Consider the following 22,560-nt stretch of genomic DNA (forward strand, 5'->3'; position numbering starts at 1 on the left):
CCCCGAGGGGGAGCGCAGCGCGGAAACTCAGACTGTCTTGCGGTGCTTGATCCAGAGCAGCGGGCCGCTGACCAGGTAGGCGAAGACCACCACGACGAACGTCATGCGGTAGTTCACCAGGGCGCCGACCACCGGCAGGACCAGCAGCCACGGCGGGAGCTTCACGAGACGGGCCAGCTTCGCGTACGGGAAGCTCGAGACCATCGCCAGGCCGAGCAGCACCACGCCGCTGACGCGCAGGGCGGCCGGCATCTGCGGGGCGATCAGCGTGCTCAGCGCGAGCACCGCGGCGCACATCGTCGTCGGCACGCCGCAGAAGAAGCGGCCGTCCTTCGGCGAGACGTTGAAGCGGGCGAGGCGGATCGCCGCGGCCGCCGCGACCAGGGCGCAGGCCGGGACGAGCAGCCAGCCGGGCGCGGAGCCGTTCAGCCAGGCGTACACGACCACGGGCGCGGCCAGGCCGAACGAGCACATGTCGGCGAGCGAGTCCATCTGCGCGCCGAAGGGGCTGGCCACGCCGAGCCGGCGGGCCAGGAAGCCGTCGAGGCCGTCGAAGATGACGCAGGCGATGAGCAGCGAGGCCGCGACCCGCACGTCGCCCTGGTTGACCGCGATGAAGATCGCCGACAGGCCGAGCATGAGGCTGCTCAGGGTGCAGGCGTTGACCAGGGCGAAGCGGATGCGGCGGGCGACGGTGCGCTCGCCGGGCAGCAGCGGGATGGCGAGCGACTGCGGCTCGTCGTCCAGCTGGGGCGGGAGCTGCACCGGCGGCGCGAGCTCGACCGCCGGGCTGACCGGGGCGAGAGCCGTCAGGTCTCGTGACAGTCCGTCACGGCGACGCATCCGCAGGCGCGGCAGCCGGACGCGGCCGGTGCGGGCGTCGGTCTCCGCGGCGGGGACGAGCAGGGTGGTCGCGCCGGCGACATTGCCGTCACCGCGGCGTCCGGCGCGTCCGGCGAAGAGCACCTGGCGGGCGAGGGAGCCGCTGCGCCGCAGCCGTCCCGCCCATTGCCGACCGCCACCGGGGCGGGGACTGTCCGTGGTGCGTCGTCGCTGCCAAGGTGTGCTCGGCACTGATCCTCCACTGTAGGAACGAGGTTCCCACGGTCGCTTTTCCGGGGCTTTTGACCCCCGGTGTCCGTTTCGCGAGACGGTCTCGCGATCTACACGGTCTCATATCAGGTCGCGATTGGCGATGCCTCAGGATGGAAACCGCCGTTTCAGGCGAGTCGCGGAACTACTGCCTGTAGTTTTGCGTTAACCTCTAGTCCATTGTAACGAAGCCGGTCACTCGCCCGTTGCGGGCAGTGATGCCGCCCACTGGACAACTTCCGTGACGGGCAGGCCATCGAGGTCGGTCGGCTCGAACCAGGCCGCCGCCGCGGTCGACCCGCCGGCCGCCTCCGTCACGCTCGGTGTCGACGGCTCGGGCACGAGCACCCGGTAGAGCGCCCGGACCGCGTGCCAGTTCATCGGGTACCCCTCCGGGCCCACGAGCCCGGAACTGCGCCGGTGGGTCACCCCGAGCAGCTCGACGATCTCGCCGCGCTGGCCGGTCTCCTCGTACAGCTCCCGCAGCAGCGCCTCGGCCGGCTGCTCGCCGACGTCGGTCCCGCCGCCCGGCAGGTGCCAGCGCCCGGCCCCGGGGAACCCGCGGGCGATCTCGGTGAGCAGGACGCGCCCGGCCGGATCGGTAACGAACCCGTACGCGGCGAAGCGCTGACCCTTCGGCAGATCGGACTCGGCGGCCGGCTCGGCGTCCGGCCGGGCCGGGGACCGCGCGGGGACGACGTCGAAGAGGACGCGATCCTCGTGGAGCTCAGGGGTGGTCAGGGCGAGCACTTCGCGTACCCGCGAAACCGCCACCGGCAGCCCGGCGCTCTCGCGGAACAGCCGCACCACCGCGGACGCCGGGTTCTCCCCGTGCCGGATCGGACCACCGAACTCCTCGGCCGCGCCCGGCAGCCGGCCGTAGACCGTGATCACCCGTGTCTGCGTCATGGTGATCAGCGTAGGCCGACCCCGCGAAGGGCCTCCTCCGTCACCTCCGTCAATGGCAGCTCGTCGAGGTCGTCCGGGTCGAACCAGCGCGCCTCGGCGGTCGAGCCGCCGACGTCGTGGATGACCGGGCGGCTCGAGCGGGCGACCTGGACGCGGTAGAACGCGCGGACGCCGTGCCAGTCGATCGGGTAACCCTCGGGCCCGAGCTGGGCCGCGTCGCGGTGGCTGGCCACGCCGAGCAGCTCGACGATCTCGCCCTCCTGGCCGGTCTCCTCGACCAGTTCGCGGATGAGCGCGACGCCGGGCTGCTCGCCGAAGTCGGTGCCGCCGCCGGGCAGGTGCCAGCAGCCGCCGCCGGGGTAGCCGTCGGCGATGCGGGTGAGCAGGACGCGGCTGCGCCGGTCGGTGCAGACCGCGTAGGCGGCGAAGCGCTGGGCGCGGTGCAGCCCGTCGGGGCCGGGCACCGCGTAGAAGGACGGCACCTCGGGCGTGCCGTCGGGCCGGATGTCGGCGGTGGCGTCGGGCAGGCCGAGCGCGTCGGCGGTGAACCGCCGCAGCGGCAGGGCCTGCGCCTCCTCCAGCGTCACCCAGCGGGCGAGGTCGGTGGGCTGGCCGACCCGGTCGCGCAGCGCGCCGCCGCGCATCGTGACCTCGTAGATCAGCCGGTCGGTGTGGATCGTGAGCCCCCGCGCCGGCAGCGCCCGCATGTCGGCCAGCACGTCGCGCAGCTTCACCACGGCGACGGACAGGCCGGTCTCGGCCGCGGTCTCCCGCACGACGGTGTCGACCGGGTTCTCACCGTGGTCGACGGCGCCGCCGGGCAGCGACCATGCGCCGGGCGTCCCGGACTTGGCCGACGCCCGCACGAGCAGGACCGTGTCGCCGTCGGCGCAGAGGCAGTAGGCCGCGATGCGCCGCAGCGGCTGTAACGCTGGAGTCACGGAGATAAATTGTCCGGCTTTTGCCGCAGGTCGCAAGGGCCCCAGCACCCTGAAGGGGGATTCACTCCCATTCAATGGTGCCCGGCGGCTTCGACGTAACGTCGACGACCACGCGGTTGACCTCCCGGACCTCGTTCGTTATCCGGGTGGAAATCTTGGCGATCAGCTCGTGCGGCAGCCGCGACCAGTCGGCGGTCATGGCGTCGTCGCTGGAGACCGGGCGCAGCACGATCGGGTGACCGTACGTCCGCCCGTCGCCCTGCACCCCGACGCTGCGCACGTCGGCGAGCAGCACCACCGGGAACTGCCACACGCTGCGGTCCAGTCCGGCCGCGGTGAGCTCCTCGCGGGCGATGAGGTCGGCGGCCCGCAGGATCGCCAGCCGCTCCTCGTCGACCGCGCCGATGATCCGGATCGACAGGCCCGGCCCCGGGAACGGGTGGCGCATGACGATCTCCTCGGGCAGCCCGAGCGCGGCCCCGATCTGGCGTACCTCGTCCTTGAACAGCGTCCGCAGCGGCTCGACCAGAGCGAACCTGAGGTCGTCGGGGAGCCCGCCCACGTTGTGGTGGGACTTGATGTTGGCGGTGCCGGTGCCGCCGCCGGACTCGACCACGTCGGGGTACAGCGTGCCCTGCACGAGGAACTCGACGTGCTCCTCGGCGTCGAGCTCGCGGGCCGCGGCCTCGAACGTGCGGATGAACTCGCGCCCGACGATCTTGCGCTTCTGCTCGGGGTCGATCACCCCCGCCAGCGCCCCGAGGAACGTCGCGGACGCGTCGACGACCTTGAGGTTGATCCCGGTCGCGGCGACGTAGTCCTTCTCGACCTGCTCGGCCTCGCCCGCGCGCAGCAGGCCGTGGTCGACGAAGACGCAGGTGAGCTGGTCGCCGACGGCCCGGTGGACAAGCGCCGCGGCGACCGCGGAGTCCACGCCGCCCGACAGGCCGCAGATGACCCGCTTGGCGCCGACCCGGGCCCGGATCGCCTCGACCTGCTCCTCGATGATGTTGTTCGAGGTCCAGGTCGGCTCGATGCCGGCGATGTCGTAGAGGAAGCGGCGCAGCACCTCCTGGCCGTGCGGGGTGTGCGCCACCTCGGGGTGGAACTGCACGCCGGCCAGCCGGCGCGCGGTGTCCTCGAACGCGGCCACCGGCGCGCCCGGGGAGCCGGCGGTGACGGTGAACCCGGCCGGGGCCGCGGTCACGCAGTCGCCGTGGCTCATCCACACCGACTGCTCGCCCGGCAGGTCGCGCAGGAGCACGCCGCCGCCGGACGCGATCGTCAGCGGCGTGCCGCCGAACTCGCGGTTCCCGGTGTGGGCGGCCTCGCCGCGCAGCGCCACGGCCATCGCCTGGAAGCCGTAGCAGATGCCGAAGACCGGCACGCCGCCCTCGAACAGCCCGGCGTCGACCTGCGGCGCGCCCTCCTCGTAGACCGAGGACGGGCCGCCGGAGAGGATGATCGCGGCGGGCCGCTTGGCCAGCATCTCGGCGACCGGCATCGAGCTCGGCACGATCTCCGAGTAGACGTGGGCCTCGCGCACCCGGCGGGCGATCAGCTGGGCGTACTGGGCACCGAAGTCGACGACGAGCACTGGCGGTGGCGTGGTCATGCCGAAAAGCCTAGTCGGAGCGCCGCCGGAGCCTCCGCGGGGACGGCCGGACGGGTCGGGGACACCGGCGGCACGGGAACATAGGGAGCGCCCAGCTCCGGCCGCCGATCCGGCTCGCCCTTGTTCGGCCACATCGACGCCGCCCGCTCGGCCTGGGCCGCGATCGTCAGCGACGGGTTCACCCCCAGGTTGGCCGAGACCGCGGCGCCGTCGACGACGTGCAGCCCGGAATGGCCGAAGACGCGGTGGTACGCGTCCACGACCCCGCTCTCGGCCGAGTCCCCGATCGCGGCGCCGCCGAGGATGTGCGCGGTCAGCGGGATGTTGAACACCTCCGACCAGCCGCCGCCGGGCAGCCCGCCGATCTCCTCGGCCAGCAGGCGTACGGCCTCGTTGCCCGCCGGGATCCAGGCCGGGTTCGGCTCGCCGTGCCCCTGCGTCGTGGTGAGCCGCCGCCGGCCCGTCCACGAGCGCTTGTAGTGCACGTTCAGCGAGTTGTCGAGCGACTGCATGACCAGCGCGATCACGGTCTTGTGGGACCAGCGGTACACCGAAAGGACCCGCAGGTGCCGGATCGGGTGCCGGAAGAACGCCCCGAACCAGCGCAGCGGCCGCCAGGGGCCGCCGTCGGTGAGCACGGTCTGCAGCAGGCCCATCGCGTTGGAGCCGGGGCCGTAGCGGACCGGCTCGATGTGCGTGCTGGCGTCGGGGTGGAACGAGCTGGTGATCGCCACGCCGTCGGTGAAGTCGGCGCCCTTGCGCAGCGAGCGCGCGCCGACGATGGACTCGGAGTTGGTGCGGGTGAGCGTGCCCAGCCGCGGCGAGATCCGGGGCAGGATGCCGTCGGCCCGCATCCGGTGCAGCAGGCGCTGGGTGCCGATCGCGCCGGCGGCGAAGACGACCTGGCCGGCCTCGAAGGTCGTCCGGCGCCGCCGCCGGTCGGTGCCGCGGGTCTCGACCACGTAGCCGTCCTCCGCGGGGCGCACGGCGGTGACGGTCGTCAGCGGGTACACCTGCGCCCCCAGCTTTTCGGCCAGGAAGAGGTAGTTCTTCACCAGCGTGTTCTTGGCCCCGACACGGCACCCGGTCATGCAGGCCCCGCAGTGCTCGCAGGTCCGGCGCTCCGGCCCGGCCCCGCCGAAGTAGGGGTCCACGCCCGAGCGGCCGAAGTACACCCCGACCGGTGTGGCGTGGAAGGAGTCCCCGACGCCCATGCGCTCCGCGACCCGCCGGAACGCCCGGTCGGCGGCGGTGGTGCGGGCGTAGGTCGCGACCCCGAGCATCCGCTCGGCCTGGTCGTAGAAGGGCTCGAGCTCGGCCCGCCAGTCGGTGATGCCCCGCCACTGCGGGTCCTCGTAGAACGGCGGCAGGGGGCGGTACAGCGTGTTGGCGTACACCAGCGAGCCGCCCCCGACCCCGGCGCCGGCCAGCACGAGCACGTTGCGGAGCATGGTGATCCGCTGGATGCCGAAGCAGCGCAGCGCCGGGGCCCACAGAAATCGGCGTGCGTCCCAGGAGGTCTTGGGGAAATCCTCGTCCGCGAAGCGGCGCCCGGCCTCGAGGACGGCGACCGAGTACCCCTTCTCCGCCAGGCGCAACGCGGTCACGCTGCCGCCGAAACCGGACCCGATCACCACGACGTCGTAGCGCATGGCCCCATAGTGACTCACGAGTAACTTAGGCGGTAGCCCCTTCGGTTTCGTATGCCGTTTGCGGCAGACTGGTCAACTATGGCGAGACTTCCCGGCGGGCTGCCCGTCTGGCGTGGTCGCCGGCTGCTGGGGGGACCGGCCGACGCGCCGCCGCCGCCCGCGCTGCCGGCCGTCGATGCGAACCACCACGCGGCGCTGCACGCCGTGGTCCTGGACGCCCTGAAGTTCGCCGATGTGGCGGCTCCGCACTCGGTGCACCTGGGCGGCGCCGCGGCCGTGCGGTTCGACGGCGGCGCGCTCGTCATCGGCCTGCCCCTGGCCTGGGGCCTCTCCGCCGACCAGATGCGCGTGCTGCTCACCCACGAGCTCGCCCTGCCCGCCTCCCGCCACCCCGATCTCGTACGGAACCTGCTCGACGCCCGCCGCCGCGCCCCGGCCTCGGAGAAGGCCGCGATCCGCCACGCGCGCCTGCTGGCCGCCACCGAGCCGCTGCTGGCCGAGGCCGAGCAGGTCCGCGACGCCGCCGCGATCACCGCCGCCGGCGGCGGCCTCTCGGCCGTCGAGGACGCGGCCCGCGCGCTGCTCAAGGCGGCCGCGATCGCCGCGGCGTTCTCGGCCTTCGCCGCCTCCCCGCTGGCCTCCGGCACGATGTCGGCCTTCAGCACCGGCTCCCTGCCCACGACGGGCGCGATCCGGGCCGAGGACCTGCACGCGGGCTGGCGGCTGCGCCTGTCCCGCTGGGGCGCCCCCAGCGCCGACCTCGACCGCGGCGACCTGGCCGCGCGCCACCCCGGCCTGGCCGAGGAGCTGCGCGCGGCCGCCGACGGCCCGCTGGTGACCCTGGACCCGGACGCGGCCCACGTCGACGAGCTCGACGTACCGGCCCTACGCTCGCTGGCCGCCCAGGTGCTGCCGGCCTCCGACGAGCCCTGGGTCCGCCTGGCCGACCTGCCCGTCGAGTCCTACCTGCCGGACGTGGAGCGGCGGGCGCGGCAGTACGTCGAGGCCGTCAACGAGGTCCTGGGCCGCGCGCCGGACGGGCGCGACGAGCTGGCCGGGACGCTGCTGCGCCGCCCGGTCGACGTCGAGCGGGCCCGGCACGGACTCCCGCCGGCCGAGGCCGAGGCCGAGGCGCCGCCGCCGTGGATGGGCGCGGCGCTGCTGGCGGTGGTGGTCGAGTACGCGCTGCTGCGCAAGGGCTGGCGGCGCGAGCACCCCCTGCTGCCCCGGCGGCTGCTCTCCCCCGACTCGGCGTCGGTGCTGGACCTCAACGAACTGGTGCGCAGCGATCCGGGCGCCCTGCGCACCCACCTGGGGTGAGGACTACAGGCTCGCCTGGGTGATCGACAGCTCGGCCGGGTGGATGACCATGTAGCCGTTCTGCGTGCGCTGCTCCACGACCGCGGCCGCGAGCTGGTTCACGCCCGTGCCGTCGAAGCGCACCCCGTTCCACGGCATGATCGTCTGCGTCGCCGGCAGGGTGAGCTGCTGGACCGCGTTGCGGACCGACTGCTTCGAGTAGTCCGACGCCTGGTCCATGGCCATGACCAGGGTCAGCGTCGCCATGAAGGCGTCGGCGGCGACCTCGGTGAGCTTGGTGTGGTACGCCTGCTCGAACATCGCGCCGACCACCTGGGCCGTCGGGTTGCGGGCGGCGAACTCGTTCGACCAGCCCGCGGTGCGCATCGCCACCGGGTTCTTCACGCCGTCCAGCGCCGCGACGCCCGGGCCGATCGCGATCACCGGGGCGGTGCCCTTGAGCCGGCCGGCCAGGTCGTTGGCGACGGTCGCCTCGGCGGGGGTGGTGACGATGGCGAGTACCGCATCGCCCTTCTGCACCTGCCCGTTGGGCTGGCCCGCCTCGCTGCCGGCCAGCGGCAGGATGTGGTCCTTGCCCGCGACGTCGTACCCGGCGGCCTGGCTGAGGTCCTCGATCGAGCTCTTGAGGTTGGCGACCTCCTTGCCGATCAGCTCGCCGCTCGGCGCCCCCGCGGCCGTCACGACCCGCTTGATCTGGCCGTTCGTGCTCTTGTACCGATACAGCAGGTCGAGCGCGGTGTTGACCGAGCTCCGGTCGGTCGGCTGGATGCGGAAGTGCCCGTTGCGGTTGTTCTCGGCGAAGCTGTCCGAGGTGCTCAGCGCGTCGACCAGGGAGACGCCGAGATAGTCGGCCGAGCGGCTGGTCGACTGGGCGATGTCGATCGTGTCGGCCAGGACCAGGCCGACCGCGCCGTCGTCGACGAGCTTGCCGGCCTCCTTCTCGATCTTCTCCGGAGCGCTGGCGGTGTCGCCGGTCAGCAGCGTGATCTTGGTGCCCCCGTGCAGGCCGACGCCGGGGCCGAGGGGCAGGGGCAGCGGCTTGTTCGGCACGTCGCGGTTGACCACCTCGATGGCGAGCCGCGCGCCGAGGGTGGCCTGCTGGCCGAGCTGCGCGTTGGGCCCGCTCGTGGGGACCAGCAGCCCGATGGCGACATTGGCGGGCGTCGTGGCGACCGGCTTGGCGGACCCGGTGCAGGCCGACATGAGTAACGCCGTCGCCAGCACCAGGGCGGTCACTGCGGGCCGATGGCCCCGGGTGAGCACGGCGGATGACTCCTTGTGAAGCGTGCCAGGTCGGACGGCCGTATCCTTCCCGTCTGATCAATGCGTAGCAAGCCCGCTGTCCGGCTTCGAGTATTGTGACCTGCGCCACTATGACGTGGTTGGACACAGGTCGCAACCCTGGTTTGATAAGTGCCGCACGCTGCTCGGCAGCGCGATGACGCATGCGAAAGGTGTGGAGGGGTGCAGACCTTCGCTTCGCCGCCTTCCTCGAGGGCTCCGGCCGTCGTGATGAAGGTGAACAGCCATCGCCGGAGGCGGCCCGGGGAACCGCAACGGCGCAGCGCATCCCTGTTCCGGGTGCGCGACTGGCGCGTGCCCACGAAGCTCGCGGCCGTGCTCGTCCTGCCGGCCGTGGCCTTCCTGGTCATCGCCGGCGTACAGATCAACGTGTCCGTGCAGGACGCGACGAAGCTGGACCAGTTCGCCCAAGGGGTCAAGGTCGGCCGCCAATTGACCGATCTCATCCACCAGTTGCAGCTGGAGAGGGACCGAACGGTCGGATATCTCGCCAAGACGACCAGCGGTCCGCCGCCGTCCGGTCCGAATCCGGCCGCCGACGACCTGGCCGAGAGCCAGGCCGCGACCGACGCCGCCCTGCAGGCCTTCTCCGAGCAGGCCCGCCCGCTGCTCAAGAACCCGATCTTCAGCGGCGTGCAGAACCGGATGGCCGCCGACTTCACCGACCTCGGCCTGGTCCGCGACGGCGTCGCGCACCGGTGGCTGCGCGAGGAGGCGGTGTTCGACCAGTTCTCGGTGACCATCCAGCACCTCTTCGACCTGGTGCCGGACCGCCCCGACATCGGCGGCGACTCCCAGTCGGTGGCCGAGGTCTCCTCGCTCATGGACCTCGCCCAGGCCAAGGAGCTCAAGGACCAGCTGCGCGGGCGGATCTTCGCCGCGACCAGCGCCGGGAAGTTCGCGCCGGACGACTTCGAGACCTTCTCGGAGATCCAGGCGCGCCAGATCGCCGCGATCGAGCGGTTCCGCGCCTCGGCGAGCCCGCGCCATCTCGCGCTGTACGACCAGAACCTGCGCCAGACCGCCGTGTCCACCGTCGCCCGGCTCCAGCAGGAGATCATCTCCCGGTCCCGGGGCGCCGCGGTCGGCGTCTCCGCCGAGGACTGGTGGCGGGCCAGCACACAGGAGCTGGAGTACATCCGCAGCATCGAGAAGCTGATGCTCGAGGACGCGATCAACGGCGCCGGCGACCGGAGCAGTACGCAGCGGACCAACGCCATCGTCGCCACCTCGGCGATCGTGCTGGTCATGCTCCTGGCCCTACTGCTGTCCTGGCTCATCGGCCGGTCGATGGCCCGCTCGCTGCGCCAGTTGCGGGCCCAGGCGCTCGACGTGGCCCAGCACCGGCTGCCCGAGGCGATCCAGCGCCTGCGGACGCTGCCGCGGGGCGAGACGGTCACCGTCGACACCACGACCCGCGTGCGCTCGTCCGACGAGATCGGCGAGGTGGCGGACGCGTTCACCGCCGTGCACCGCAGCGCGGTCAGCCTGGCCGTCGAGCAGGCGGTCATGCGGCGCAACGTCAACTCGATGTTCGTCAACCTGGCCCGCCGCTCGCAGACGCTCGTCGAGCGCCAACTGCAGCTGCTCGACCAGCTCGAGTCGGCCGAGACCGACCCGGACCAGCTGGCCAACCTGTTCCGGCTGGACCACCTGGCCACCCGCATGCGCCGTAACGACGAGAACCTGCTGGTCCTCGCGGGCAGCGAGGCGACCCGCCGGTGGGCCCAGCCCGTGTCGCTGTCCGCGGTCATGCTCGCGGCGATGGCGGAGATCGAGCAGTACGCCCGCATCCGTCACGACGTGTCGAACGACGTCTTCGTCGTCGGGCACGCGGTCTCCGACATCGTGCACCTCTTCGCGGAGCTGCTGGAGAACGCGACCACGTTCTCCCCGCCCGACACGGTGGTGACGGTGACCGGCTGGCCGGCCCAGCAGGCCCGCGAGGCGACGATCGTCATCGAGGACAAGGGCATCGGCATGACCGAGTCCGGCCTCCTCGAGGCGAACGAGCGCGTGTCCAGCCCGATCGCCATCGATGTGGCCGCGTCCGAGCGGATGGGCCTGGTCGTGGTCGGCCACCTCGCCGACCGGCACGGCGTGTCGGTGCGGCTCACGGCGAGCGAGGACGGCGTCACCGCGTACGTCACGCTGCCCGCCCGCCTGCTGGCGACCCCGCCGGACGGCGTCGGGCTCTACGGCAACAGTGCGGCCACCCGGCTGGCCGGGGCGGCGCGCCTGCCGATCCCGGTCGACGGCGGTGCCTCGCAGGCCCCGGCCGGCGCCACGCCGATCGTGGACGCGCCGACTGCGGTGCTGCCGGCGCTGCCGTCCCGGCCCTCCCAACCGGCCCCGCCGGAGACCGAGCCGGTCGACGGCGAGCCCGCGGACGACGAGGCCGACTCCGACGTGCCCTCGGTCGCCGCGCCGCCGCTGCCCCAGGCGCCTCGCGCCGCGCCGGTCCCGAATGCCCCGGTGTCGGCGGCGCCCGTCTCATCGGCCCCGGTCTCGGCGGCGCCGGTCTCCGCGGTCCCGGTGTCCGCGGCCCCGGTCTCGGCCGTCCCGGTGTCCGCGGCGCCCGTCTCGGCCGTACCGGTCTCGGCGACGCCGGCCTCCGCGCCGCCCAACGGCGGGCCGGCCAAGCGGGGCCCGGGCCGGGCCGAGGACATCATCGCCGGCGCGTCCCGGCCCAACGGGGCGCCGGCCCCGAAGGGCACGCGCTGGTGGTCGCGCGGCGGGGGCGGCGAGGCCCCGCGGCCGGCGCTGGTGATCCCGGCCCAGCGGCAGCCGGTGACCGCCGGCACGAGCAGCGCCGGCCTGCCGATCCGGGTACCGCAGGCGCAGCTGCCGGGCGACCCGAACCAGCCGGTTCCGGCGCCGGAAGAGACCCAGCAGGTGACGATGCCGCACACCGAGCCGGACCCGGCGAGCGTGGGCAGCATGCTCACCCGGTTCTACAGTGGCGTGCATCGGGCCGCGAACGAGGACGAGGTGCCCACGGTGCCGATCAACGAACATCGAGGGAGCACGGCGTGACCCTGAGCCAACAAGCACGGGACCTGAGCTGGCTGATCAACGCGTTCACCGAGCGGGTACCCGGCATCGCCCATGCTGTGGTGGTCTCCTCCGACGGCCTGCTCGTGGCCGTATCGGACCATCTGCCCCGTGACAGCGCCGATCAGCTCGCCGCGGTCACGTCGGGCCTGGTGAGCGTCACCAGCGGCGCCGCGCGGATCTTCGACGGCGACGAGGTCAAGCAGACCGTGGTGGAGATGGGCCAGGGCTTCTTCCTGGTCATGTCGATCCGCGACGGCTCGATCCTGGCCACGCTGGCCGGCCGCGACGCCGACATCGGCGTGGTCGGCTACGAGATGGCCCGCCTGGCCAAGCAGGCGGGCGAGATGCTGACCCCGGCGCTGCGGGCGGAGCTCCAGCAGGCGCTGCCCCGCTGATCCGGGAACGACGCCGGGTGCTCAGGCTCAGCCCGAGCACCCGGCGGTGGCTCACTTGTCCAGGATCAGGCCGACCTTCTGGAACTCCTTGAGGTCGCGGTACCCGCACTTCGCCATCGCCCGCCTGAGCCCGCCGAAGAGGTTCAGCGCGCCGTCGGGGTCCTCGGACGGGCCATAGAGCACCTTCTCCAGGCTGCCCAGCGTCTGCTCGGCCGACCCGAACGAGCCGCGCGGCAGCTTCGGGTGGCTCGAGACCGAGTGCCACCAGGCGCCGCCGGCCGGGGCAGAGTCGCTGCGCGAGAGCGGCTCGCCGACCATCACGGCGTCGGCGCCGCAGCCCAGGGCCTTGGCGATGTCGCCCGAGGTCTGGATGTTGCCGTCGGCGATGATGTGCACGTATCGCCCGCCGGTCTCGTCCAGGTAGTCGCGGCGCGCGTCGGCGGCGTCGGCGATCGCGGTCGCCATCGGCACCCGGATGCCCAGCACGCGGTCGGTGGTCGACCACTCGTCGGCGCCGATGCCCACGATGACGCCGGCGGCGCCGGTGCGCATCAGGTGCAGGGCGGTCTGGTAGTTGGTGCAGCCGCCGACGATGACCGGCAGGTCGAGGTCGGCGATGAACTCCTTGAGGTTCAGCGGCTCGTCGGTGGTCGAGACGTGCTCGGCCGAGACCAGCGTGCCCTGGATCACCAGGATGTCCACGCCGGCGTCGAGGATCACCGGGGCGAGCGCCAGGGTGTGCTGCGGCGACACGCGCACCGCGACCGTGATGCCGCCGTCGCGCATCTCCTTGACCCGCTCGCCGATCAGCTCGGGCTTGATCGGCTCGGCGTAGACCTCCTGGAGGCGCTGCGTGGCGGGGGCCTCGTCGTCGAGTCCGGCCAGCTCCTCGAGGATCTTGGTCGGGTCGGCGTACCGCGTCCAGAGCCCCTCCACGTTCAGCACGCCGAGGCCGCCGAGCCGCCCGAGCGCGACCGCGGAGGCCGGGCTCATGGTGGCGTCGGAGGGGTGGGCGACGCAGGGGATCTTGAACGGGTACGCGTCGAGCTGCCAGTTCGTGGAAACGTCGTCCACGTCGCGGGTGCGGCGCGTCGGGACGATCGCGATGTCGTCCAGGTGGTAGCCCCGCCGGGCGCTCTTGCTCAGCCCGATCTCGACCACGTCACGCATTGTCAGCTCCTGTTGAATTCGGGGGGTGCTCGGCGCTCTAGCGCGAGTGGTAGTTCGGCGCTTCGACGGTCATCTGGATGTCGTGCGGGTGGCTCTCCTTGAGCCCGGCCGCGGTGATCCGGATGAGCCGGCCGCGCTCGTGCATGTCGGGGATCGTGGCCGCGCCGACGTAGCCCATCCCGGAGCGCAGGCCGCCGACGAGCTGCTGGGCCACCGCGGAGAGGAGGCCGCGGTAGGCGACCTGACCCTCGATGCCCTCGGGGACCAGCTTGTCGTCGGAGTTCACGTCGTCCTGGAAGTAGCGGTCCTTGGAGAAGGAGCGCGCCTGGCCGCGGGACTGCATCGCGCCGAGGGAGCCCATGCCGCGGTACGTCTTGAACTGCTTGCCGTTGATGAAGATCAGGTCGCCGGGGCTCTCCTCGCAGCCGGCCAGGAGACTGCCCAGCATCACGGTGTCGGCGCCGGCCACGATGCCCTTGGCGATGTCGCCCGAGTACTGCATGCCGCCGTCGGCGATGACCGGTACACCCAAGGGACGACAGGCCCGGGAGGCCTCCATGATCGCGGTGATCTGCGGCACACCGACGCCCGCGACCACGCGCGTGGTGCAGATCGAGCCGGGCCCGACTCCGATCTTGACCGCGTCCGCGCCCGCCTCGGCCAGCGCCTTGGCCCCCTCGTAGGTGGCCACGTTGCCGCCGACCACGTCGACCGTGGACTCCTTCTTCAGCCGCGCCACCATCTCGATCACCTGCCGGTTGTGACCGTGCGCGGTGTCGACCATGACGATGTCCAGGCCGGCGTCGATGAGCGTGCGGGCCCGCTTGTACGAGTCCTCGCCGACGCCCACCGCGGCGGCCACGCGCAGGCGGCCGGCCTCGTCCTTGGTCGCGTGCGGGAACTTCTCGCTCTTGGAGAAGTCCTTCACGGTGATCAGGCCGCGCAGCTTGCCGGAGCCGTCGACGATCGGCAGCTTCTCGACCTTGTGCTTGCGCAGCAGGGCCAGGGCCTCGTCCTTGCTCACCCCGACCCGCGCGGTGATCAGCGGCGCGACGGTCATGATCTCGCGGACCCGGATGTTCGGGTCGGACACGAAGCGCATGTCGCGGTTGGTCACGATGCCGACGAGCTGGCCGTCGGCGTCGGTGACCGGCACGCCGGAGATGCGGTAGCGGCCGCACAGCGCGTCGACCTCGCCCAGGGTGTCGTCGGGCGAGCACGTCACCGGGTTGGTGACCATGCCGGCCTCGGAGCGCTTCACCTGGTCGACCTGCAGCGCCTGGTCCTCGATCGACAGGTTGCGGTGCAGGGTGCCGATGCCGCCCTGCCGCGCCATGGCGATCGCCATCCGGGCCTCGGTCACGGTGTCCATTGCCGAGGACACCAGCGGTATCCGGAGAGTGATGTTCCGGGTGACCCGGCTCGAGGTGTCGACGCCACTGGGCACCACGTCCGATTCGCCCGGAAGCAGCAGCACGTCGTCGAAGGTCAGGCCCAAAGGCAGCACGTCAGGTCGCGAAAAATCCATGAAGCGCATCCCAGCTCTCGGTCGTCCGGCGGGTGCGTCTTATCGTACTTCCGCCCCGGCGGCGCACCCGTCCGCCATGGCAGAGCCGTGCCCGGCCCCACACCAGGGCCGAATGGGGATACCGTTGAGGCGTGCACGAAGAGCCCATCGACCCGTTCGCCGGCGACCCGGCCGATCCCTCGGCCGAGCTCGACGACAGCGGGAACGAAGACCCGTTGACCGCCGCCGAGCGCCAGGACGTTCTCGAGGACCTCGCGGACCTCGAGATCTACCAGGCGCTGCTCACGGCGATCGGCGTCCGCGGGCTCGTCATCGAGTGTGAGGACTGCCACGAACCGCATTATTTCGACTGGGATCTGCTGCGGGGCAACCTGAAACACCTGCTCACGTCGGGGCGCCCGCGCGTGCACGAGCCCGCCTTCGACCCCGACCCGGACCATTACGTCACATGGGAGTACGCGCGGGGTTACGCTGACGGGGTTCACGACGCACTGGCGAGTGCGACCGACGACGGCGACGGATAGCAGGCCTCGTTTAGGTTCACCGCGCGGCGGGTACCGCTGCGGCATGCCCCGGATGGCCTGCAGCGCCGCTAACTCACAAGCCCGGCACGGAATGCCGCCGCTACGGCGTGTGCCCGGTCGCGTGCGCCGAGCTTCCGGAACAGCCGGCGAGCGTGCGTCTTGACCGTGTCCTCGGAGACGAACAGCTCCCGCCCGATCTCGGCGTTGCTCTTGCCGTCCGCCATGCCGCGGAGCACCTGCAGCTCGCGCTCGGTCAGCTCCACGCGCCGGCGCGGGGGTTCGCCGGGCACGTCGCCGCGCTGCTGCGGTACGCCGGCCCCGGCCACCCGGGCCCCCGGCATCCCGACCGCGGTCCGCGCCGCTGCGGGCAGCCCGCGCCCGGCCTGCAGCATCCCGCCCGCCGCCTGGCTCGGCGCGCCCATGCGCGCCTGGAGCACCGGGTCGCCGTTGCTGCGGCCCACCTGGCTCAGCACCAGCAGCACCGCCTTCGCGAGCGTCGTGACCGGATCGGCCGTGTCGACGCGGATGACCGCCCGCGCACCGGCCGCGATCGCAGCCGCGGCCGCCCGGGGCTCCTCCGTGCCGAAGAACACCACGGTCGCGCCCGGCGCCACGGCCAGCACGCGGCGGGAGAACTCCGCACTGTCGGGCCGGGCCAGCGACGGGTCCGCCAGCACCAGGTCGGCCGGCTGCTCAGACAGACGCGCCAGGGCCTCGACCATTGTGACGGCGGTCCGCACCGCGTGTGCCACTCCCAGTCTGGCCGCGGCCGCGGCAACCGTCTGTGCCGCAACCTGCGTTCGCACACACACCAAAATCGTACGCACCGTCGTGCTCCTCTCTCTCAAAGAGAGAAACACGAAATGGCGAGATCTAGACGTGGTTTTGCCGCGATTGGCCTACGAGAAATTGACCGACGACATGCCGTTACCTGTGGCGGTCTCGCGCGTTGTACCCGAAATGGGCCGCGCGCGAATTCCAGGCCGCACGCCTGGAAGGAGGAGCGAATGACGAATGTAACTCGCCTGCCCGGTCCGATCGCGGACATTTGGGACTGGCAGCGGCTCGGCCTGTGCCGCGGACGGGACAGCGCCCAGTTCTTCCACCCCGACGGTGAGCGCGGCGCGTCGCGCGGTCGCCGGGAGACCGCCGCCAAGAACGTCTGCCGGGTGTGCCCGGTCCGCGCGGAGTGCGCCGCGCAGGCCCTGGCCACGCGGGAGCCCTACGGCGTGTGGGGCGGCTTCACCGAGGGCGAGCGGCTCCGGCTGCTGGCGCTGGGCTGGGAGGACGCCGCGGACCGGCGCCACACCCGGGTCGACGTCGCGCGCCTGGAGGCGAAGCTGGGCCTGCGCCCGACCCCGCCGATGGCGGCCCCGAACGCCGGCGCCCAGCAGCCGCTGCGCGTGGTGCCGGGCCGCCCGGGCTCGACGCACCCGGCGCCGGGCGTGCCGTCGCAGCGGAGGCCGCAGCTGTCGGCCGGCAACGCCCGGTCGCGCACCGCGGCCCGCTAGGGCCGCTTGACCTCTACTGACGTCTCTACTTGACGTCGATGTTGATCGAGTGCCACCCCGTGGCGCCGTCGGGATCCGGCGGCGCCACGGCGTCGGTCTGGGTCTGGCCGCCGTTGTCGCTGGCGCGCACGGTGATGCGGTGCCGCCCCGGCGTGGCCGCCCACTTCAGGGTCCATTGGCGCCAGGTGTCGATCGACGGCACCGGCAGCAGCGTCGCGGTCTGCCAGGCCCCGTCGTCGATCCGGATTTCGACCTTGGAAACGCCCCGGTGCTGCGCCCAGGCCACGCCCGCAATCATGATCTCGCCGGCCCGGGGATTGCTCCCGTCCCGCGGCGTGTCGATTCTTGACTCGGTCTTGATCGGCCCCTGAGCGGACCATCCGCGCTTGATCCAATAGGCGTCGAAATCGGCGAACGAGGTCAGCTCAAGTTCGACGAGCCATTTCGTGGCGGAGACGTATCCGTACAATCCCGGCACCACCATTCGCACCGGAAATCCGTGCGCGACGGGCAGCGGCTCGCCGTTCATGGCGATGGCGAGCATGGCGTCGCGGCCGTCGCGCAGGACGGCGGTCGGGGTGCCCGCGGTGAACCCGTCGATCGAGCGGCTGACCACCTGGTCGGCCCCGGCCTTGGGCCGCGCCTCGGCGAGCAGGTCGTCCACGCGCACGCCCTGCCACTTCGCGTTGCCGATGAGGCCGCCGCCGACCTCGTTGGAGACGCAGGCGAGCGTGACGTACCGCTCGATCATCGGCCGTTTCAGCAGTTCGGCCCAGCTGATCGTGATCTCCTTCTCGACCCGGCCGAAGATGCGCAGCTTCCAGTCCTCGGTCGTGAGCTGCGGCACGACGAGCGAGGTGTCAATCTGGTAGAAGTCCTTGTTGGGCGTGACGAACGGGGCCAGATCCGGCAGGTTGGCGTCGGCCTCGGGCGGCAGCGGGGCGACCGTGTTCGGCGGCACGCTGGGCAGGTCGATAGCGGCCCGGTCGGCCTCGACGTTGCGGCGGGTGGACCACCAGCGCCCGGCGAAGCCCACGACGGCGGCGCCGAGGATGGTGTACCCAGCCGCGCGCAGGAACCACCGCCGCTCCTCGGGCGTGGCGTTGTCGCCCGCCTCGTGGGTCAGCAGCCAGTGCAGCACCCCGGCCCCGGCGGCCGCGCCCAGCAGCGTGGGGACGAACGCATACCAGGGCGCGTTGTGCCGGCTGAGCGCGGCGGCGATTCCGACAACCCCGAACAGCGCGATTCCGGTGTACCCCCAGATGCGCCGCCGGGTCGCCAGCACCCCGATGCCCGCGGCGATGGCCGCGAGCACGACGAGCGTGCCGATACTGAGCGCAAGCTTGTCGTACGTGTAGAACACGTCGACGGCGAAGTCCTTGACGGACGCCGGAACGCTGTCGATGACGACACCACCGACGCTGAGCAGGGGCGACGTGGACGCCCCGGTGAGGATCGCGACCACTTCGGCAACACCGAGCGCGACCCCCGCGGCGGCGAGCCCGGCGAGCGCCCCGAACCTACGAGTCTGCACGCCTACAGCATGCTGCGATCATCCACACGTCACCAAGTGGCGTAATGAGTCCCTAACCTTTTCCGGGTTTGGACTTTTCGCCTGTCGGGGGATAAATCCGATAAGTCGCGGCGCGGAGCGCCCGACTTATCGGAGGGCAGCCGCGGACGGCGGCCGGGCCGGCGGAACGCCCGACCTATCGCACCGCAACCGCCAACGGCGGCCGGGCCGGCGGAACGCCCGACCTATCGCACCGCAACCGCCAACGGCGGCCGGGCCGGCGGAACGCCCGACCTATCGCACCGCAACCGCCAACGGCGGCCGGGCCGGCGGAACGCCCGACCTATCGCACCGCAACCGCCAACGGCGGCCGGGCCGGCGGAACGCCCGACCTATCGCACCGCAACCGCCAACGGCGGCCGGGCCGGCGGAACGCCCGACCTATCGCACGGCAACCGCCAACGGCGGCCGGGCCGGCGGAACGCCCGACCTATCGCACGGCAACCGCCAACGGCGGCCGGGCCGGCGGAACGCCCGACCTATCGCACGGCAGCTGCCGACGGGGGCTGGGTGAACGGACACCGGTTGGCGCTCAACACGCGAACTCCACACGCCGGAGTGAGCTGGTTTGCACGCGACGAGCACCGCGGACACCTCGCGCATGCAAACGGACTTGAGCGCTGCACGACATCGCGCACCCCACGAACACTTCGCGCACGCACCCGAGCCTGGACGCACAACCCCGCGCCCTCCACGCAATCCCGGACACCCGCAGGCACCGCCCCGTGCACCTCACACGCGCTACCGGACGCCCACACGCACAACTCCGTGCACCTCACACGCGCTACCGGACGCCCACACGCACAACTCCGTGCACCCCACACGCGCTACCGGACACCCGCACGCACAACTCCGTGCACCCCACACGCGCTACCGGACACCCGCACGCACAACTCCGTGCACCCCACACGCGCTACCGGACACCCGCACGCACAGCCCTGTGCACCTCACACGCAGCCCCGGACGCACAAACACGCACTCGGGTGCACGTCATGCGCATCCTTGCATGCGTTGGGCGCTCGACACCTGCAGCCCGCACACATGAACGAGCACCGGGCGGAGCACTCTGCGCCGGAAATGTGCATCCCACGCACGCAAACGAACCATGGGTGGAGATTTCGAAGCCGATATGTGCACTCGACGCGCGTTAATGAACTTCACGCGGGAGGCCTCTGCGCTCGAGATGTGCAGTCCTTGGGCACGAACGAGCGCCGGACGGACAACGCCGTGGCTATTCGCGCACCCTTGCATGCATGAATGAACCCCGAGCGGGGCCTCTGAGTTCGACACGCGCACTCCTCGCACACGAACGAAGGTGCGCCGGACGGAACAGGCCTCAGCAAACGTGCACGAATGAACCCCGAGCCGGGACCCCCAAGTTCGACACGCGCACTCCTCGCACACGAACGAACGTGCGCCGGACGGAACAGGCCTCAGCAAACGTGCACGAATGAACCCCGAGCCGGGACCCCCAAGTTCGACACGCGCACTCCTCGCACACGAACGAACGTGCGCCGGACGGAACAGGCCTCAGCAAACGTGCACGAATGAACCCCGAGCCGGGACCCCCAAGTTCGACACGCGCACTCCTCGCACACGAACGAACGTGCGCCGGACGGACAACGCCGTGGCTATTCGCGCACCCTTGCATGCATGAATGAACCCCGAGCGGGGCCTCTGAGTTCGACACGCGCACTCCTCGCACACGAACGAACGTGCGCCGGACGGAACAGGCCTCAGCAAACGTGCACGAATGAACCCCGAGCCGAGGCGCCTGAGTTCGACACGCGCACTCCTCGCGCACGAACGTGCGTCGGGCGGAACAGATCTCAGTAAACGTGCACGCGCCGTGGACATGGACGAGCCCCGAGCGAACAAACCGCTCGGGGCTCGTTGTGCGTATCGCGGGGAACCGGTCAGAAGCCCGGGCCGTGCGAGTGGCCGTGGCCGTGGCCGTGGCCGCCGGTCGCCGGCTCGGACGCCTCCGGCTTCTCGACGATCAGGCTCTCCGTCGTGAGCAGCAGGCCGGCGATCGACGCGGCGTTGGCGACCGCGCTGTGCGTCACCTTCACCGGGTCGACGATGCCGGACTTCACGAGGTCGACGTACTCGCCCGTGGCCGCGTCCAGGCCGTGGCCGTAGTCAAGGGACTGGACCTTGCCGACCACGACGTAACCGTCGAAGCCCGCGTTCTGCGCGATCCAGCGCAGCGGCTCCACGAGAGCCTTGCGCACGATCGACACGCCGACCTTCTCGTCGCCGGTCAGGCCGAGGTCGCCGTCGAGGACCGAGGTCACCTGGGCGAGGGCCGCGCCGCCGCCGGGGACGATGCCCTCCTGGACCGCGGCCTTGGTCGCCGAGATGGCGTCCTCGATGCGGTGCTTGCGCTCCTTCATCTCGACCTCGGTCGCGGCGCCCGCCTTGATGACCGCGACGCCGCCGGAGAGCTTGGCGATGCGCTCGTTCAGCTTCTCCTTGTCCCAGTCGCTGTCCGAGGCCTCGACCTCCTTGCGCAGCTGCTCGACGCGCGAGGCGACCTCGGACTGCTCGCCGCCGCCGTCCACGATCGTGGTCAGGTCCTTCGTGACCACTACGCGGCGGGCGGTGCCGAGCTGCTCCAGGCCGGTGCCCTCGAGCTTGTAGCCGAGCTCCGGCGCGACCAGCTCCGAGCCGGTGAGGATGGCGATGTCCTGCAGCATCGCCTTGCGGCGGTCGCCGAAGCCGGGAGCCTTGACCGCGACGACCCGGAAGGTCTTGCGGATGGCGTTCACCACGAGGGTCGACAGGGCCTGGCCCTCGACGTCCTCGGCGATGATCAGCAGCGGCTTGCTGTTCTGGACGATCTTCTCCAGCAGCGGCAGGAGCTCCTCGATGGCGGAGATCTTCTGCGTGGTGATGAGGACGTAGGCGTCCTCGAGGACCGCCTCCTGCGCCTCGCCGTCGGTGACGAAGTGCGGGGAGATGAAGCCCTTGTCGAACTGCATGCCCTCGGTGACGTCGAGCTCGGTGGTGAGGATCGAGCCCTCCTCCACCGTGATGACGCCGTCGCGGCCGACGCGCTCCATGGCCGAGGCGATCAGGTCGCCGATGGTGGCGTCCTGGGCGGAGATGGTGGCGACCTGCGCGATCTCGGTGTGGCTCGCGACCGGGGTGGCCTTGTCCTTCAGCGCCTTGACGACCGCGGCGGCGGCCTGGTCGATGCCGCGCTTCACGCCGGCCGGGTTGGCGCCGGCGGCGACGTTGCGCAGGCCCTCGCGCACGAGCGCCTGGGCCAGGACGGTCGCGGTGGTGGTGCCGTCGCCCGCCACGTCGTTCGTCTTGGTGGCGACCTCCTTGACCAGCTGCGCGCCAAGGTTCTCGTACGGGTTGGAGAGCTCGATCTCCTTGGCGATCGTCACGCCGTCGTTGGTGATGGTCGGGGCGCCGAACTTCTTGTCCAGGACGACGTTGCGCCCGCGGGGGCCGAGCGTGACCTTGACCGTGTCGGCCAGGCGGTTGACGCCGTGCTCCAAAAGGTGGCGCGCCTCGTCGGAGAAACTCAGGATCTTCGCCATGCTTGGTGGATTCCCTTCAAAGCGACACCGCCCCGGCTGCCTCGCGCCTTGCGCACGGGTCCGGGGCGGTGGCCACTGCTTCTAGTGAAGAACGGTCACTTCTCGATGACGGCGAGGACGTCGCGGGCCGAGAGCACGAGGTACTCCGAGCCGGCGTACTTGACCTCGGTGCCGCCGTACTTCGAGTAGATGACGGTGTCGCCGACCTTTACGTCGATCGGAACCCGGTTGCCCTTGTCGTCGATGCGACCCGGGCCCACCGCGATGACGGTGCCCTCCTGGGGCTTCTCCTTCGCGGTGTCCGGAATGACGATGCCCGAGGCGGTGGTCGTCTCAGCCTCGTTGGCCTGGACCAGGATGCGGTCCTCGAGCGGCTTGATCGCAACCTGCGTCGCGGTAGTCACGGGCATACCCTCC

16 protein-coding genes and 1 pseudogene are annotated in these 22,560 nt (G+C 71.6%); 5 read left to right on the forward strand and 12 right to left on the reverse strand.

The genetic code is table 11. From position 1 onward, the window contains the following. Positions 1-27 precede the first annotated feature (27 nt). The 5 genes from ACPPVO_RS56790 to ACPPVO_RS56810 form a co-directional block, all read right to left on the reverse strand. Entirely contained in the window at positions 28-996 is a 969-nt protein-coding gene (locus ACPPVO_RS56790) for a CDP-alcohol phosphatidyltransferase family protein (RefSeq protein WP_426514893.1), read from the reverse strand. Between the two features lie 291 nt (positions 997-1,287). After that, the gene (locus ACPPVO_RS56795) at positions 1,288-2,001 is read right to left on the reverse strand and encodes an NUDIX hydrolase (protein WP_426508041.1); all 714 of its coding nucleotides are present in this window, start codon (positions 1,999-2,001) and stop codon (positions 1,288-1,290) included. A gap of 5 nt (positions 2,002-2,006) precedes the next feature. Beyond that, positions 2,007-2,942 carry an NUDIX domain-containing protein gene (locus ACPPVO_RS56800; RefSeq protein ID WP_426508042.1) on the reverse strand — a complete coding sequence of 312 codons (936 nt, stop codon included), beginning with the start codon at positions 2,940-2,942 and terminating at the stop codon, positions 2,007-2,009. A 61-nt stretch (positions 2,943-3,003) separates the two neighbouring features. Beyond that, positions 3,004-4,557 (reverse strand): glutamine-hydrolyzing GMP synthase, encoded by a 1,554-nt coding sequence (guaA, locus tag ACPPVO_RS56805; RefSeq protein WP_426508043.1) that lies wholly within the window; start codon positions 4,555-4,557, stop codon positions 3,004-3,006. Next, complete coding sequence (locus ACPPVO_RS56810; RefSeq protein WP_426508045.1) at positions 4,554-6,209, reverse strand: FAD-dependent oxidoreductase; 1,656 nt, start codon at positions 6,207-6,209, stop codon at positions 4,554-4,556. The genes guaA and ACPPVO_RS56810 overlap by 4 nt, the downstream gene beginning before the upstream one ends. 78 nt (positions 6,210-6,287) lie before the next feature. On the opposite strand from ACPPVO_RS56810, the gene ACPPVO_RS56815 reads away from it, so the two are divergent. After that, positions 6,288-7,529 carry a hypothetical protein gene (locus tag ACPPVO_RS56815; RefSeq protein WP_426508046.1) on the forward strand — a complete coding sequence of 414 codons (1,242 nt, stop codon included), beginning with the start codon at positions 6,288-6,290 and terminating at the stop codon, positions 7,527-7,529. A gap of 3 nt (positions 7,530-7,532) precedes the next feature. Here ACPPVO_RS56815 and ACPPVO_RS56820 read toward each other — a convergent pair whose 3' ends face one another. Then, positions 7,533-8,792: an ABC transporter substrate-binding protein gene (locus tag ACPPVO_RS56820; protein ID WP_426508048.1), complete on the reverse strand. Its 1,260-nt coding sequence runs from the start codon at positions 8,790-8,792 to the stop codon at positions 7,533-7,535. 318 nt (positions 8,793-9,110) lie between these two features. Between ACPPVO_RS56820 and ACPPVO_RS56825 the strand changes: the two genes are divergently transcribed. After that, on the forward strand, positions 9,111-11,867 hold the full coding sequence (locus ACPPVO_RS56825; RefSeq protein ID WP_426508049.1) for a nitrate- and nitrite sensing domain-containing protein: 2,757 nt from the start codon (positions 9,111-9,113) through the stop codon (positions 11,865-11,867). Then, a complete protein-coding gene (locus tag ACPPVO_RS56830; protein ID WP_246655828.1) occupies positions 11,864-12,283 on the forward strand; it encodes a roadblock/LC7 domain-containing protein in 420 nt (139 codons plus the stop codon). Before ACPPVO_RS56825 ends, ACPPVO_RS56830 begins: the two co-directional genes overlap by 4 nt. Positions 12,284-12,334: 51 nt before the next feature. On the opposite strand, the gene ACPPVO_RS56835 is transcribed toward ACPPVO_RS56830, so the two are convergent. Then, on the reverse strand, positions 12,335-13,453 hold the full coding sequence (locus tag ACPPVO_RS56835) for a GuaB3 family IMP dehydrogenase-related protein (RefSeq protein WP_360374551.1): 1,119 nt from the start codon (positions 13,451-13,453) through the stop codon (positions 12,335-12,337). Positions 13,454-13,490: 37 nt separating this feature from the next. Beyond that, positions 13,491-14,990, reverse strand: coding sequence for an IMP dehydrogenase (gene guaB / locus ACPPVO_RS56840; protein WP_426508051.1), 1,500 nt, complete (start codon positions 14,988-14,990; stop codon positions 13,491-13,493). Positions 14,991-15,112: 122 nt separating this feature from the next. Between guaB and ACPPVO_RS56845 the strand changes: the two genes are divergently transcribed. After that, positions 15,113-15,505 (forward strand): DUF5319 domain-containing protein, encoded by a 393-nt coding sequence (locus tag ACPPVO_RS56845; RefSeq protein ID WP_350611924.1) that lies wholly within the window; start codon positions 15,113-15,115, stop codon positions 15,503-15,505. A gap of 68 nt (positions 15,506-15,573) precedes the next feature. On the opposite strand, the gene ACPPVO_RS56850 is transcribed toward ACPPVO_RS56845, so the two are convergent. After that, entirely contained in the window at positions 15,574-16,332 is a 759-nt protein-coding gene (locus tag ACPPVO_RS56850; RefSeq protein WP_426508053.1) for a LuxR C-terminal-related transcriptional regulator, read from the reverse strand. 180 nt (positions 16,333-16,512) lie between these two features. Here ACPPVO_RS56850 and ACPPVO_RS56855 point away from each other — a divergent pair. Next, positions 16,513-16,851, forward strand: a pseudogene (locus tag ACPPVO_RS56855) (WhiB family transcriptional regulator); the annotation flags it as partial. A 190-nt stretch (positions 16,852-17,041) separates the two neighbouring features. On the opposite strand, the gene ACPPVO_RS56860 reads toward ACPPVO_RS56855, so the two are convergent. The 3 genes from ACPPVO_RS56860 to groES all read right to left on the reverse strand — a co-directional run bounded on the left by ACPPVO_RS56860 (position 17,042) and on the right by groES (position 22,553). Then, complete coding sequence (locus ACPPVO_RS56860; protein ID WP_426508055.1) at positions 17,042-18,550, reverse strand: molybdopterin-dependent oxidoreductase; 1,509 nt, start codon at positions 18,548-18,550, stop codon at positions 17,042-17,044. 1,955 nt (positions 18,551-20,505) lie between these two features. Then, positions 20,506-22,143 carry a chaperonin GroEL gene (gene groL, locus ACPPVO_RS56865; protein WP_426508057.1) on the reverse strand — a complete coding sequence of 546 codons (1,638 nt, stop codon included), beginning with the start codon at positions 22,141-22,143 and terminating at the stop codon, positions 20,506-20,508. A 95-nt stretch (positions 22,144-22,238) separates the two neighbouring features. Beyond that, positions 22,239-22,553 (reverse strand): co-chaperone GroES, encoded by a 315-nt coding sequence (groES, locus tag ACPPVO_RS56870; RefSeq protein ID WP_223099008.1) that lies wholly within the window; start codon positions 22,551-22,553, stop codon positions 22,239-22,241. Positions 22,554-22,560 lie beyond the last annotated feature (7 nt).

It is taken from the genome of Dactylosporangium sp. McL0621, from assembly GCF_049995355.1.
GTDB lineage: Bacteria > Actinomycetota > Actinomycetes > Mycobacteriales > Micromonosporaceae > Dactylosporangium.

Bases quoted from the DNA above. Each gene is read 5' to 3' on its own strand.
- guaB (WP_426508051.1), bottom strand. From the start codon at position 14,990: ATGCGCTTCATGGATTTTTCGCGACCTGACGTGCTGCCTTTGGGCCTG.
- ACPPVO_RS56815 (WP_426508046.1), top strand. From the start codon at position 6,288: ATGGCGAGACTTCCCGGCGGGCTGCCCGTCTGGCGTGGTCGCCGGCTG.
- groL (WP_426508057.1), bottom strand. From the start codon at position 22,143: ATGGCGAAGATCCTGAGTTTCTCCGACGAGGCGCGCCACCTTTTGGAG.
- ACPPVO_RS56795 (WP_426508041.1), bottom strand. From the start codon at position 2,001: ATGACGCAGACACGGGTGATCACGGTCTACGGCCGGCTGCCGGGCGCG.
- groES (WP_223099008.1), bottom strand. From the start codon at position 22,553: ATGCCCGTGACTACCGCGACGCAGGTTGCGATCAAGCCGCTCGAGGAC.
- guaA (WP_426508043.1), bottom strand. From the start codon at position 4,557: ATGACCACGCCACCGCCAGTGCTCGTCGTCGACTTCGGTGCCCAGTAC.
- ACPPVO_RS56835 (WP_360374551.1), bottom strand. From the start codon at position 13,453: ATGCGTGACGTGGTCGAGATCGGGCTGAGCAAGAGCGCCCGGCGGGGC.
- ACPPVO_RS56810 (WP_426508045.1), bottom strand. From the start codon at position 6,209: ATGCGCTACGACGTCGTGGTGATCGGGTCCGGTTTCGGCGGCAGCGTG.